Below are 14,556 nucleotides of genomic sequence, written 5' to 3' on the forward strand. Positions count from 1 at the left end.
CGGCGGTCATCTGCTACCATAGTCGTAAAAGCATGTGACGGGAGGACATCATGGCGAGCGTGAAATCCGCAGCTAAGTCGAAGAAAAAAGCCACTGCGGCGGCGAAATCCGACGAGAAGTCGGCCGGTCTCGCCGATTATCTGCTGGCACGCGCGCCGGCGGAAGACATTGCCGCCTATGACGGCGCCGACCTTCAGCGCGCCGCTGATCTGGCCGGACGGGCGGTCGCCGTCCATAAGAAGGGCGAGAGCGTCGTCGCCGTCGATGCCGAGTCGGGTGTCTCCCGCGAGGGCCGCCCGATGACGATCATCACCGTCGTCAACGACAACATGCCGTTCCTGTTCGATTCGATCCTTGGCGAGATCACCGAGACCGCCGGCGAGCCGACTTTGGTCACCCATCCGGTCATCGCCGTGCGCCATGGCAAGGCCGGTGTCGACGAGATCCTCGGCGACGGCAGCGTCATCAAGGACGACAGCACCCACGACCGGCTGAGCGTCGTCCATGTCCACATCCCGCGCCTGACGGCGGAGCAGGCGAACGCGCTGGCCAATCGCTTGCGCAAGATGCTCAACCAGGTCCGCGCCGCGGTCAGCGACTGGAAGCCGATGCTCGCCCGCCTCGACCAGGCGATCTCTGAGTTTCGCTATTCCCCCGTGCCGCTCGACAAGAAGAGCGTTGCCGAGGCGATAGCCTTCCTGGAATGGCTGCGCGACGACAATTTCACCTTCCTCGGTATGCGCGAGTTCAAATACACCGGCGGCGCGGAGAGCGGCAATCTGGAGCGCGCCGACAAGCCCGGTCTCGGCATCCTCTCCGACCCCGATGTCCTGGTGCTCAGGCGCGGCACCGAAGCGGTGACGACGACGCCCGAAATTCGCGCCTTCCTGCACGGGCCGGAACCGCTGATCGTCACCAAGGCCAACGCCAAATCGCTGGTGCACCGCCGCATCTATCTCGACTATATCGGCGTCAAGACCTACACCGCCAAGGGCGCGCTGTCGGGCGAGCTGCGCATGGTCGGCCTGTTCACCTCGACCGCCTACACGCGCTCGGTGATGAAAATCCCGTATCTGAGGTCGAAGGCTGAGACCATCATCGCCAAGTCTGGCTTCGACCGGCACGACCACTCCGGCAAGGCGCTCATCAACGTTCTGGAGAGCTATCCGCGCGACGAACTGTTCCAGGTGCCGGTGCCGATCCTGAAGAAGCACGCCGTCGCCATACTCGGCCTGATCGAACGGCCGCGGGTGCGGGCGCTGGTGCGCGTCGACCAGTTCGACCGCTTCGTCTCCATCCTCGTCTTCGTGCCGCGCGACCGCTATGACAGCGCGGTGCGCGAGAAGGTCGGCACCTATCTCAAGACCGTATTCGAAGGCCGTTTGTCGGCTTACTATCCGGCCTTCCCGGAAGGCGGGCTGACGCGCGTCCACTTCATTATCGGCCGTTCCGGCGGCAAGACGCCGAAGGTCGAGCAGGCGGCTATCGAGGCGGCGATCCGCGACATCGTGCGGACCTGGGACGACGCACTGGCCGATGCGGCGGAAGCCGGCGGCAGCGATCAGGCGTTGAAGGCCATCGCGGCACGGTTCCCGGAGAGCTATCGCGACTCCTTCAACGCAAGCGTTGCTTTGACCGATGCCGGGCGCATCGCCAGCATCAGCGCCGCCAACCCGATCGCCATCGACTATTACCGGCACGCCGAGCAGAAGCCGCACCAGGCGGCGCTGAAGATCTATCATCACGGCAGCCCGGTGGCGCTGTCACGGCGGGTGCCGGTGCTGGAAAATATCGGCTTCCGCGTCATCAGCGAGCGGACTTTCGAAGTCGGCGAGGAGGGCGGCGACACGGTCTTTGTCCACGACATGGAACTGGAGAACAGCTACGGCAAGCCGATCAACCTCACCGATGGCGGTGCGCTGTTCGAAGACGCTTTCCTGTCGGTCTGGCGCGGCGATGTCGACAATGACAGCTACAATGGCCTTGCCCAGACCGCCGGCCTATGGTCCGGCGAAGTCACCATCCTGCGCGCCTATGGCCGCTACCTCCAGCAGGCCGGTATTCCGCAGAGCCAGGATTTTATTGCCGCCGCGCTCAACCGCTATCCCGACATCGCGCGCGGCCTGCATGCGCTGTTCGTCGCCCGCCTCGGCCCGACGGCCGCGACGGAAGGCGTCGTCGCCGCCAAGCATCTCAAGGCCAAGATCAAGGACGCCTTGGAAGAGGTGCCCAACATCGATGACGACACCATCATCCGCCGCTATCTCAATTTGATCCAATCATCGCTGCGCACCAATCATTTCGTTGCCGAAACGAAGGCCAGGGGCCAGTCGCTCGCGATCAAGTTGGACTCGCATGCCGTCGAAGGTCTGCCGGCGCCGCGGCCGTGGCGTGAGATCTTCGTTTACGGTTCCGAGGTCGAGGGCGTGCATCTGCGCTTCGGTCCGGTGGCACGCGGCGGCCTGCGCTGGTCGGATCGCGCCCAGGACTACCGGACCGAAGTGCTCGGCCTGGTCAAGGCGCAGCAGGTCAAGAATGCCGTTATCGTGCCGGTCGGCGCCAAGGGCGGCTTCTTCCCCAAGCGCCTGCCCGCAGGCGGCAGCCGTGACGCCATCTTCGAGGCCGGCACGTCGGCCTACAAGAACTTCGTCTCCAGCCTGTTGTCGATCACCGATAATATCGGCCTCGATGGCGTCATCCCGCCGGCCGGCGTTGTCAGGCGCGATCCGGACGATCCCTATTTCGTCGTCGCCGCCGACAAGGGCACGGCAACCTTCTCCGACACCGCCAACGCCATTTCGGAGAAGCACGGTTTCTGGCTCGACGATGCCTTCGCCAGCGGCGGCTCGGCCGGCTACGACCACAAGAAGATGGGCATCACCGCCAAGGGCGCCTGGGAAGCGGTGAAGCGGCATTTCCGCGAGATGAACCGCGACATCCAGACCTCGCCGTTCACCGTCGTCGGCGTCGGCGACATGTCGGGCGACGTGTTCGGCAACGGCATGCTGTTGTCGCCGCAGACCAGGCTGATCGCCGCCTTCGACCATCGCGACATCTTCATCGATCCCGATCCGGACAGGGTGGCCTCGATGGCCGAGCGCGAGCGCATGTTCGCGCTGCCGCGCTCGAGCTGGCAGGACTACGACAAGACCAAACTGTCGGAGGGCGGCGTCATCGTCTCGCGCAGCCAGAAGTCGATCACACTGCCCGCGGCAGCGGCAGCAGCGATCGGCCTCACCAAGACCACCGCGACACCGGTCGAGATCATGACCGCCATCCTCAAGGCGAATGTCGACCTTCTGTGGTTCGGCGGCATCGGTACGTATCTCAGGGCCTCGGGCGAAACCAACGCCGATGTTGGCGACCGCGCCAATGACGCCATCCGCATCACCGCGCTCGATGTCCGGGCGAAGGTGATCGGCGAGGGCGCCAATCTCGGTGTCACGCAACGCGCCCGCATCGAGTTCGGCATGAATGGCGGTCGCTGCAATTCCGACGCCATCGACAATTCGGGCGGCGTCAACTGCTCCGACGTCGAGGTCAACATCAAGATCGCGCTGGCGTCGGCCATGCGCAAGGGATCGCTGACCCGGCCGGCGCGCAACAAACTTCTGGCCGAGATGACCGACGAGGTCAGCGGGCTGGTTCTGTCCAACAACTACGAGCAGACGCTGGCGCTTTCGATCGCCCGCAAGCGCGGTCTTGCCGACATTGCGCATCAGAGCCGTTTCATGACGGCGCTGGAGGCGCGCGGCCTGCTCGACCGCGCGGTCGAGACGCTGCCGTCGCCGGCTGCCCTTGCCGAGCGCGAGGCGCGCGGCGAGCCGCTGACCCGGGCCGAGCTCGGCGTGCTGCTCGCCTATGCCAAGATCGTGCTGTTTTCCGACATCGTCGCCAGCGACGTGCCGGACGATGCGCATTTCGACCGCGACCTGATGGGCTATTTCCCAGACCGGATGGCGAAGAAATACGCGGCCGAAATCAACGGCCACCGGCTGCGCCGCGAAATCATCGCCCGCGTCGTTGCCAATGATCTGGTCAATCGCGGCGGCCCGTCGTTCGTCAACCGGCTGCAGGAAGCCACGGGGCGCAGTGCGGCCGACGTGGTGCGCACCTTCGCCGTGGTGCGCGACGGCTTTGGACTGCCGGCGCTCTACCGCGAGATCGACGCGCTGGACAGCCAGATCGATGGCCAGGCACAGCTTGACCTCTACCAATCCGTCAGCCGGCTTATCTTCGTGACCAGCGGCTGGTATCTGAAGAACGATGCCGGCACGGCAGCACTCGGCCAGCGCATCGCCGAACTGCAAGAGGCGCGCAAGGCGCTGGAGCCGAAGCTGGTCTCGCTGCTGCCGACCTTCTCGCGCGAGCGGGTCGAGGAACGGCGGCACGGCCTGTTCAAGGCCGGCGCGCCGGAAAAGCTCGCCGAAAAGCTGGCGTTGGCCGATCTGGCCGAACTGATCCCCGATATCGCACTGACGGCACGCATGGCCAATGCCGACATCATCGCCGCGGCCAAGGCGTTCTTTGCCGTCAGCGATGCCTTCCGTATTCCGCGCGTCGAAGAGGCGGCGCGCTCGATCACGCCGTCGGACTATTACGACCAGCTGGCGCTGTCGCGCGCCACCGACACGATCGGCGCGGCCCGCCGTGGCATCGCGGTGGCGGCTCTCACCGGCCATGCCGGGACGGCGGATCCTGTGGCGGCCTGGCTGGAAGCCGGTGGCGAGCGCGTTGCCCGCATCCGCGAGCGGCTGCAGGCGCTGACCGAAGGCGGAGACATCACCGTGTCGCGGCTGTCGGTCGCCTCGGGGCTGATGAGCGACCTGACGGGGATGTGAGCCTCGAAAGCCTGGGTTCCCCGCCCCCGCTCATAGGCGTGGAGAGGAACCCAAGGCAGTGAACGGCTGCGCCACGCTTGTTAATTGCATGAGCATTCGAAACATGCAGACATGGCGCCCGACGCGGGCGGAGTGGATGTCGGGGGAATCATGACGGTAGAAACAGTGCAGCGGGCATCCGGGCGCGGCATCTGGGGATGGATGCTCTTCGACTGGGCGGCGCAGCCGTTTTTCACTGTCGTCACCACCTTCATCTTTGGGCCCTACTTCGTCTCGCGCATGGCCAGCGATCCAGATACGGGCCTGGCTGTATGGGGCTATGGTATCGCTGCCGCCGGGTTGGTCATCGCCGTTTTGTCGCCGATCCTCGGCTCGATTGCCGACCAGACCGGTCCGAGAAAGCCATGGATCGCGTTTTTCGCGGCGATCAAGATCACCAGTCTTTGTCTGCTCTGGTTCGCCGCGCCCGGATCAAACCTCTTCGTGATCGTGGCATTGTTTTCGCTGGCCTCGGTCGCGGCTGAATTCTCGACCGTCTTCAACGATTCGATGATGCCGCGCCTAGTGCCGAAGAGCGAGATCGGAAGAATCTCTAACATCGCCTGGGGGCTTGGCTATCTCGGCGGCATGATCGCGCTGATCTTTGTCGTCACCTGTCTGGCGGGTTCGGCGGAGACCGGCAAGACGATCATCGGCATCGACCCGCTGTTCGGGCTCGACCCGAAACTCGGTGAGGACGCACGCGCCACCGGACCGCTCTCGGCCGGCTGGTATTTCCTCTTCATCCTGCCGATGTTCTTCTTTACGCCGGACGCCATCAAAGGCATTCCGATTGGGCCGGCGGTGCGCGAGGGCCTGTCGGAGCTGAAGTCGACGCTGGCTGAAGTGCGCCAGCGCCGCGGCATCTTCCGCTTTCTGATCGCCCGCATGGTCTATCAGGACGGTGTAAATGCGCTTCTGGCGCTGGGCGCCGCCTTCGCCGCCAAGATGTTCGGCTGGTCAATCACCGAGGTCGGGGTGTTCGGGATCATCCTCAATGTCGTCGCCATATTTGGCTGCTGGGGCGCAGCCTTTCTGGATACGCGGCTCGGCTCGAAGGCCATAGTGATGATCTCGCTTGTGCTACTCAGCATCGCCACCATCGGCATCGTCTCGACCGGGCCCGGTTTCACGCTGCTCGGCATCGTGCAGCTTTCCACCACCGATTCAGGCGGTCTGTTCGGCACGGCGGCGGAAAAGGCCTACATTTTCTATGGACTGCTGATCGGGGTTGCCTTCGGACCTGTGCAGGCCTCGTCGCGTTCCTATATGGCGCGCAGCGTCACCGCCGCTGAATCAGGCCGCTATTTCGGCATCTATGCGCTGGCCGGACGGGCGACCAGCTTTGCCGCACCCTTCATGGTAGCGACTGTCGGCCTAGTCAGCGGGTCGGATCGGCTCGGCATGGCGACAATCGTGCTGTTCCTCGGCATCGGCATGGCGATATTGATCAAGACGCCCTATCCGGCGGATCAGCCGGTGGAGTGAGGCTTACCCTCCCCATCATGGGGAGGGTAAAAAGGCGCTAATGCCTAAAATGCCTCACGCCGGTAAACACCATGGCGATGCCATGCGCATCTGCGGCGGCGATGACGTCTTCGTCGCGCATTGAGCCACCGGGCTGGATGACGGCGGTGGCGCCGGCTTCGATCGCCGATATAAGCCCGTCGGCGAAGGGGAAGAAGGCGTCGGAGGCAACCACCGAGCCCTTGGTCAGCGGCTCCGCCAGGCCTGCAGCCTCGGCGGCGTCGAGCGCCTTGCGGGCGGCGATGCGCGAGGAATCGACGCGGCTCATCTGGCCTGCGCCGATGCCGACCGTGGCGCCGTCCCTGGCGTAGACGATGGCGTTCGACTTGACGTGCTTGGCGATGCGGAAGGCGAATTTGAGGTCAGCCATCTCAGCCGCAGTCGGCGCGCGCTTCGTCACCACCTTGAGCTCAAGATCGTCGATCACTGCATTGTCGCGACCCTGGACGAGCATGCCGCCGGCGACCGATTTCACCGTGGTGCCGGCAGAACGCGGATCGGGCAGGCCGCCGGTGACCAGCAGGCGCAAATTCTTCTTGGCGGCAACGATGCGGACCGCGTCTTCCGATGCGTTCGGCGCGATGATCACCTCAGTGAAGGTTTTGACGATCTCCTCGGCCGCTTCGGCGTCGAGGATGCGGTTCATGGCGATGATGCCGCCAAAGGCCGAGACCGGATCGCAGGCCAGCGCCCTGGCATAGGCCTCTGTCAGCGAAGCGCCTTCGGCGACGCCGCACGGATTGGCGTGCTTGATGATGGCCACCGCTGCGCAGCGGTTGGGATCGAATTCGCCGACCAGCTCGAAGGCGGCGTCGGTGTCGTTGATGTTGTTGTAGGACAGCTGCTTGCCCTGCAGCTGCCGCGCCGTGGCGACGCCCGAACGCTTGTCGCCATTGACGTAGAAGCCGGCGGTCTGATGCGGGTTCTCGCCGTAGCGCATGACGCTTTCCAGCTTGCCGCCAAAGGCGCGCCAGGTCGGATGTTCGATCTCCAGCGTCTCGGCGAACCAGCCGGAGATCGCCGCATCGTAGCTGGCGGTGCGGGCAAAGGCCTTGGCCGCCAGCTTCTTGCGGAAGTCCAGCGACAGCGAGCCGATGTTCATTTCCAGTGCGTTGAGCACCGAGGCATAGTCGCCGGGATCGGTGACGATGGCGACATAGGCATGGTTCTTGGCCGAAGCGCGGATCATCGCCGGGCCGCCAATGTCGATGTTCTCAACGATCGCGGCATAGTCGGCGCCGGAACGGCGGACCTCTTCGAACGGGTAGAGGTTGGAGACGAGAAGGTCGATCGGCTCGATACGGTGATCGTGCATCGCCTTGGCGTGCTCAGGATCATCTCGCACACCGAGCAGCGCGCCGTGCACCGACGGATGCAGCGTCTTGACGCGGCCGTCCATGATTTCGGGAAAGCCGGTCAGTTCGGAGACGTCGCGCACGGCCAGGCCGGCTTCGGCAATCGCCTTTGCCGTGCCGCCGGTCGAGACCAGCTCGACGCCGGCCGCGGCCAGGCCCTTGGCGAAGTCGATCAGGCCGGTCTTGTCGAAAACGGAAAGCAGTGCGCGGCGGACCGGAACGAGGTCGGGTGCCGGAATGTTCTTGGCGGCGACGGCCATGGGCTGGCGGCCTTTCAGGGCTGATTGGAGAGCGTTGCCGGGCCGTAGCACATGAGGTCAGGAAATCAAGCCGGAAGCTCGATCAAGCCGGTGCCGGCAACGACGCTCAGTTGTTGTCGGGGTAGCCGGCGATGCCGGTGCGCGTCAGCTGCCAATGGACCTCGGCAATTTCCGAGGCCTTGAAGGCGAGCACGATCTGGCGGCTGCGGCGCGGGCCGCCAAGGCCGGCGAAATAGATCGATTCCTCGACCTCCGGCATCACCTCTGAGCAGGTGAACACCCAGGTGTCGGCCTGGTCGCCGGCCAGAACCAGGCGGTCATGCTCGTCCTGGAGCAGATTGATGTCGGGGTGGATGTGGAAGCGCACCATGACGAAGTCGCGGCCATTGTTGCGGATTGCCGCACCGCCGGGGCGCAGAAAGCGGTCCCGGCCGGCGAGCACATTGCCCTCGCTCGACAGCTTCATCTCGCGCTCGTGCAGGAAGCCGAAGCGCTGGATATAGCCGTCATGGCGGGCAATGAAGCCTTGCGTGCCCTTCTGGTCGATGCGCTTGCACGGCACCTGCTGCGGGCCGCCGAGCAATGGCGTGCCGAGCACGTCGTTGACGCGCAGCGAATGAGAAAAACGCGCCGACGACGTGTCGTTGAGTGTGGCGGTCGAATGCGCCGCCGTGGCGCGGGCCAGCGGCCGGAATTCTGCGGCGCCGTAGGTGTCGATGCCGGCATTGACGACATAGTGCTGACGGCCGGAGGAGAGCTCGAAGGCGAGGCACCCGGCATGCGCGGCGTTGGACACGTCGACGGGTGGCGATGCGCCTGTATCGGCAATGACCGTCACGCCGCCCATCGACAGCCGCTCATAGCCGGAATGCGGCGCGTGCAGCAGCGGCGCGCCGGCGGTGTCGTCGTGGCGCAATATAGTGGCGATGCGGTCATGGATGGTTGCGCCCATGCCGTTAAAGCGGGCGAGGCTGCCGTCCTGGTGGCGGAAGAAACGCAGCGCCGGCAGCATGCGATCAATGGCGCCCATCAAAGCGGACGGCGGCGTCTCGGCCTGGTTGGCATAGGTCTGGCGCAGCGGCAGAAGATCTGCAAGCAGTTCGAGCACCGCCATCGGGTTGCGCGAAATATGGCCACCGTCTGGAAGGATCTGGCGGTCGAGTTCCTCGGCGAGGTGGCGGGTGGCGCCGCGCAGTGCCGAGGCCGGCGCCGGCAGCGACAAAGCGGCAAAGGCCAGCGCAATGCGGGCGCGCAGCCTGTCCTTGCCATCCGGCATTTCGCGCGCCATCGAGCGCAGATATCGGATCTGCACGGCAAGCGATTTCAGGAAGGCGCGGTAGAACGGAAATTCAGCCCCTTGTAGGACAACCGAGGAATGCTGCAGCCAGGCGATGACCCGCTTGGCCGTGGTGCCCGGTTCCCAGGCGATGCCGGAAATCTGGTTGCCATGCATGGCGATCCAGTCGGAAACCAGCGCGCGGGCATTGGCGGCGGCCAGCTCGGTGCCGGCGGCGCGCATGTGGCGCAGCCAGCGGAAGCCGTGCAGCGTCTTCACCCAGCCGCGATTGGCGACTTCAATCTGGAACGGCGATTTACCGCCGGTCTCGACCAGGTGGCCCGATAGCGGATAGCGGCCATAATAGATTTCGAGCGCGATCTGCGGATCGGCGAGCCTGAGGTCCGGCGGTGCAATCAGGACGCGTTCCGGCGTGCGTCCGGAATAGCGCCAGCGATAGACTGGCCCTGCCCGCAGGCGCCGGCGCGTCTTGCGCCAAAACTCCTTAGCGACAAGCGTCCACAGACGTGTCGTGCTGCCGGCAGCCAGTGCCAAAACCCCTCCTCGTCACCTAGTGATAGAGCATGATGTTGTCCGAAAACCGCGTCACCCTTTTCGGCATCATGCTCCTGTACCCCAGCACAAGCTTATATGGTTCAAGAACTTATGCGAAGTCGAATTCCGCTGACGTGAAGGGCTTCACGCTGCCGGCGGCCGACCCATCCCGAAAAAAGTCAAACGATTTCCGAGGGTAAGCCCGACAATCCGGCACTCACTTGCGGTTGTGACGCGATCGGAACTCGCTCGGCGAACAGTTTTCGCGATCGCGAAACAGGCGGGAGAAATAGAAGGCGTCGTGGATGCCGACGGCAGCGGCGATGGATTCAATCGACGAATCGGAAGCGGCCAGCATCTGCTTGGCGCGGTCGAGCCGAATGCGCAATTGAAAGGCCTTGGGCGACATGCCGGTGGCCAGCGCGAACCTGCGGCGCAAAGTTGCCGGCGACATCCCGAATTTCGCGGCGAAGGCGTCGAGGTCGACCGCATCGCAGGCGCAGCGGCGCAATTCGTCGATGATGGGCTGAAAGTCGGGGATGCGCTGAAGGTCGGAATCCCGTTTATCCCGGTCGCCCGCCTGCCGGGCGGCCCGCACGACAATGCGATGCATCGTGGCGGCGGCTTCCGCCTGGCTCAGCACCGTGTCGAGCGAAAGCTCGCTGTGTAGCCTGTCAAACAGACGCTGCATCTCGCTGAGATCGTTCAGCCAGACGACAGGGGCGGCCTCGGCGATCAGCCGCAGCCGGGTGAAATCGCGCGTCAGGGCACCGTCGAACAGCGCCCAGCGTTCGAGCCATCCCGAGGCGTTCGGCCCGTAGGAGTGAGTCTTGCCGGGAAACAGCCAGAACAGGGCCGGTGCCTCAATCGCCTGCCCGCCGCCGGCTTTGGTTTCCAGCCAGCCTTGCCCATCCTCGACCAGTACCACGGCGAAATCCGGCAGTTTGCGCGCTGTGATTGCCTGCGTGACGCGATGTCGGCCAATCCCGGTTACCGACAGGCCGCCAGCGGCTGCCGGCGCTGATCTGTAGAGCGCGAAATGGCGATCGGGCATGAGCGAAAAGTCCAGTCGTTCGTTCTATCCATGGCCGGAGCGATGACAGACATGGCACTGTTTGCTGAGATGACAAATCATGGGTGACTGAAATGTCAAGATCGGCAAGCGGTGCGCAGTTAGAGAACACTGTTCCTCCGATCACTTTGATCGCCAATGGCAAGACATTGTCGACGGCGCGGAACCGGCTGGGCTATCTCTCACCGACCGACCCCAAGGTCGGCATCGAGACGATCCGCAAGCTCTTTGCCGAGCAGGGCTATGTCTGGCTGAAAGGCATGCTGCCGCGCGGCGACGTCATCGGTTTTCGTGGCTGGGTGTTTTCGCATCTGGCCGACACCGGGCTGCTGAAGTCTGGGTCCGATCCTGCGCTTGGGTTGGCGGCGGCCAGCGCGTTCGACCGTCAGCTCGCTGATCGCCGGCTGATGGCGCTGGTTCGTTCCACCGCCTATGAAGGCTTTTGCGCGCAGCCGCTGCTATCGCGGCTGATGGATGCGTTTGTCGGCGGGCTGTCCTACCTGCACAAGCGCAAGCTCATGCGCTTCACCCAGCCCGGCACGACTGTGGCGACACCGGCGCATTACGATCTCGTCTATCTGCGCGGCGGCACCAGCCGTATCGTCACCGCCTGGATCCCGATCGGCGACGTTTCCGTCGACATGGGCGGCCTGGTCTATCTCGAGGGATCACACGCAATCGGCGTCGACATGGAAGCGCGCTTCGCCAGGGACAATGCCGGGCTCAGCCCCGAGGAACGCATCAGCGCCTTCAACAGAAACATGAGCGAAGGCGGCTGGGTGTCGAAAGATCTGCCCGACATGGCGAAGCGGTTCGACACGCGCTGGCTGATCGCGGATTTCGAGGCCGGCGATGTCGTTCTGCACTCGCCCTACATGATCCATGCCTCGACCACCAACCAGAGCGCGGAGGGTCGTATCCGGCTGTCCACCGATATCCGCTACCAGAATGTCGACGATGAAATTGATGCGCGGTGGGCTAACCACTGGAGTCTGGACGACATGCTCTAAAGGTGGGCCGATATTCAGGTGAGGCCGGCCTGCAAATGACGGCTACCTGCGCTTCCGGTGCTCACGTACTTGAGTACGCTCCGCTCCGGTTCTCGGTAGCCACCATTTTCGGCGCAGCCTGACCTGAATCTCAGCCCGCCTTCGGCGCTAGACACGTCGCATGCGGGCGGCGAAGAAGCCGTCGAGGCCGGAAATCCCGGGTGAGCCGAGATCGAGGTCGGCGGGTGTGGTGCGCAGCGTGCCCTGACTGGTCAGGAAGGCATCGAGGCCGGCGATCTCGCCCGGCTGCAACGGATCGTCGGCGATGGCTTTGTTGCCGGCCAGAAAGGCGCGGTACAGGTCTTCGCCTTCGATAGGGTCGAGCGAGCAGTTGGAAAAAACAATCCGACCGCCCGGTTTGACCAAAGTGACGGCGCGGGCGAGCAGCCTTGCCTGAAGGTCGGCAAGCTTTTCGACGTCGGCCATCGTCTTCGTCCACGGCACGTCGGGATGGCGTCGCACCGTGCCGGTGGAAGAGCAGGGTGCGTCGAGCAGGATCGCGTCGAACAGCCCTGTTGGCTGGTATTTCAGCAAATCGGCTTGCACGATCTCGGCGGCGAGCCCAAGCCGCTCGAGGTTCTGCGTCAGCCGCGCGAGTCGGTTCTTCGAGGTGTCGACGGCGGTGACTTTTGCGCCGGCAAGGATCAGCTGGGCGGTCTTGCCGCCCGGGGCGGCGCAGAGGTCGGCGACGCGCAAGCCGCTGACATCGCCGAACAGCCGCGCCGGAAAACTGGCGGCAGCGTCCTGGACCCACCAGGCGCCTTCGCCGAAGCCGGGCAGTTCGGTGACGGAGGCGCTTAGCTTTTCGACCCGGATCGTGCCGGTCGGCAGCACGATGCCGCCGAGCTTTTCGGCCCAGAGTTCGGGGTCGGCCTTGACCGTGAAGTCGACCGGCGCCTCGGTGCGGTGGGCAGCCAGGATACGTCCGGTCAGTTCAGCCCCATAGGCGGCCTTCAGCCGGTCGGTGAACCACTTTGGCGCTTCATCGGTGGCGGCAAGCGCAGCAGGCAATTCCGTGTCCTTGGCGCGTGCCAAAGTGCGTAGCACGCCGTTGACGAGGCCGGAAAAGCGCTGCGTGCGCGGGTCGGACTTGGCGTGGGTCACAGCCAAATCGACGGCGGCGCTGTCGGGGATGTCGAGGAACAGGATCTGCGCCGCCGCCACATGCAGTATGTGCGACAGAGCCGTGGCGTTGGGCGGCAGGGGCTTTTCCAGGCGGCGGGCGAGGAGCTCGGCAATGGTCATGCGGTAGCGCAGCGCGGTCACCAGAATGGCGCGCACCAGGCCGCGGTCGCGCAGGTCGAGCGCCTTGTATTGCGGATGGCCGTTCTCGTGGTCGGTCAGCCCGTCGAGCGGCGTCCTGGCATCGATGACGGCGGCCAGCAGCCGCGCCGCCGCCTTGCGCGCGGCCAGGCCGGCGACGGATTCGTCCGAGCTGTTTTCGCGATTGCCTGAGTGTGCGGGCCGGCCTCTGGCTTCGCTCACGACCACGGACCTTTGGGTCCGGTCGGGTTGCGGCCCCACGGGTTGGGCTTTGGCTGTTCCGGCTCAGCCGGCGGTTCGGGCTGCGCCGGCTTGCCCCATGGGCCTTCCGGGCCATCGGCTTGCAATTCCTCGGTGGGCGTCGGCGTCGGCGACTGGCGCGGCGTTGGCTGGCTGGTACGGCCCTCCATCTCGCGCGCCATCGCCTGCAGCGCGGCGATGCGGTTGTCGGTGTTCGGGTGGGTCGAAAACAGGCTGTCCATGCGCTCGCCGTGAAGGGGATTGATGATGAAGAGATGCGCGGTCGCGGGGTTGCGTTCGGCATCCGGGTTGCGGATGCGTTCGGCGCCGCGGGCGATCTTGTCAAGCGCCGATGCCAGCCAAAGCGGATTTCCAGCGATTTCGGCGCCGCGCCGGTCAGCCTCGTATTCGCGTGTGCGGCTGACCGCCATCTGCACGATCATGGCGGCAAACGGCGCCACCAGCATCGCCACCAGCACGCCGACAAAGCCGAACGGGTTGTTGTTGTTGCGGCTGCCGCCGAAGAAGAAGGCGAAATTGCCGAGCATGGAGATCGCGCCGGCGAGCGTCGCGACGATGGTCATGGTCAGCGTGTCGCGGTGCTGGATATGGGCGAGCTCATGCGCCATGACGGCCGCCACTTCCTCATGCGAAAGGCGCTCCAGCAACCCGGTCGAGGCCGCCACGGCGGCATTCTCCGGATTGCGGCCTGTGGCGAAGGCGTTGGGTTGCGGATTGTCGATCAGATAGGTCTTCGGCATCGGCAGGCCGGCCTGCTTGGCCAGCGCCTCAACGATAGCATGGAATTCGGGCGCGTTCCTGGCGTCGACCTCGACGGCGTTGTTCATCGACAGCACCATCTTGTCGGCGTTCCAGTAGCTGAACAGATTGGTGCCGGCGGCGAACAGGAAGGCGATCATCATGCCGCCGGTGCCGCCGATCAGAAAGCCGACGCCCATGAACAACGCCGTCATCGCGGCCAGAAGCATGGCGGTGCGTAGCGTGCTCATCGTCTGCTCCGTTTGCGGCCGTGGCAAAAAGGGATCGATCCGGGTGTCATCATCGCTATATGATGGGAA

8 protein-coding genes are annotated in these 14,556 nt (G+C 64.7%); 3 read left to right on the top strand and 5 right to left on the bottom strand.

Annotation, left to right across the window (positions count from 1 at the left end; all coding sequences use genetic code 11):
* Nucleotides 1–50: 50 nt before the first annotated feature.
* Both AC1D1B_RS05985 and AC1D1B_RS05990 read left to right on the top strand, forming a co-directional pair.
* A complete protein-coding gene (locus AC1D1B_RS05985; protein WP_477330206.1) occupies nt 51–4,841 on the top strand; it encodes an NAD-glutamate dehydrogenase in 4,791 nt (1,596 codons plus the stop codon).
* A 150-nt stretch (nt 4,842–4,991) separates the two neighbouring features.
* Nucleotides 4,992–6,368 (top strand): MFS transporter, encoded by a 1,377-nt coding sequence (locus tag AC1D1B_RS05990; protein ID WP_477330208.1) that lies wholly within the window; start codon nt 4,992–4,994, stop codon nt 6,366–6,368.
* 37 nt (nt 6,369–6,405) lie between these two features.
* Here AC1D1B_RS05990 and purH read toward each other — a convergent pair whose 3' ends face one another.
* The 3 genes from purH to AC1D1B_RS06005 all read right to left on the bottom strand — a co-directional run bounded on the left by purH (nt 6,406) and on the right by AC1D1B_RS06005 (nt 10,907).
* Nucleotides 6,406–8,022 carry a bifunctional phosphoribosylaminoimidazolecarboxamide formyltransferase/IMP cyclohydrolase gene (purH, locus tag AC1D1B_RS05995; RefSeq protein ID WP_477330210.1) on the bottom strand — a complete coding sequence of 539 codons (1,617 nt, stop codon included), beginning with the start codon at nt 8,020–8,022 and terminating at the stop codon, nt 6,406–6,408.
* Between the two features lie 106 nt (nt 8,023–8,128).
* On the bottom strand, nt 8,129–9,853 hold the full coding sequence (locus AC1D1B_RS06000; RefSeq protein ID WP_477330212.1) for a heparinase II/III family protein: 1,725 nt from the start codon (nt 9,851–9,853) through the stop codon (nt 8,129–8,131).
* 217 nt (nt 9,854–10,070) lie between these two features.
* Entirely contained in the window at nt 10,071–10,907 is an 837-nt protein-coding gene (locus AC1D1B_RS06005; protein ID WP_477330214.1) for a helix-turn-helix transcriptional regulator, read from the bottom strand.
* Between the two features lie 92 nt (nt 10,908–10,999).
* On the opposite strand from AC1D1B_RS06005, the gene AC1D1B_RS06010 reads away from it, so the two are divergent.
* Nucleotides 11,000–11,935 carry a phytanoyl-CoA dioxygenase family protein gene (locus AC1D1B_RS06010; protein ID WP_477330216.1) on the top strand — a complete coding sequence of 312 codons (936 nt, stop codon included), beginning with the start codon at nt 11,000–11,002 and terminating at the stop codon, nt 11,933–11,935.
* Nucleotides 11,936–12,082: 147 nt separating this feature from the next.
* On the opposite strand, the gene AC1D1B_RS06015 is transcribed toward AC1D1B_RS06010, so the two are convergent.
* Entirely contained in the window at nt 12,083–13,465 is a 1,383-nt protein-coding gene (locus tag AC1D1B_RS06015) for an RsmB/NOP family class I SAM-dependent RNA methyltransferase (protein ID WP_477330219.1), read from the bottom strand.
* Nucleotides 13,456–14,487 carry a zinc metalloprotease HtpX gene (gene htpX, locus AC1D1B_RS06020; RefSeq protein WP_477330221.1) on the bottom strand — a complete coding sequence of 344 codons (1,032 nt, stop codon included), beginning with the start codon at nt 14,485–14,487 and terminating at the stop codon, nt 13,456–13,458. Before htpX ends, AC1D1B_RS06015 begins: the two co-directional genes overlap by 10 nt.
* Nucleotides 14,488–14,556: the final 69 nt, after the last annotated feature.

This window comes from Mesorhizobium sp. P2_C5_2 (assembly GCF_056404535.1).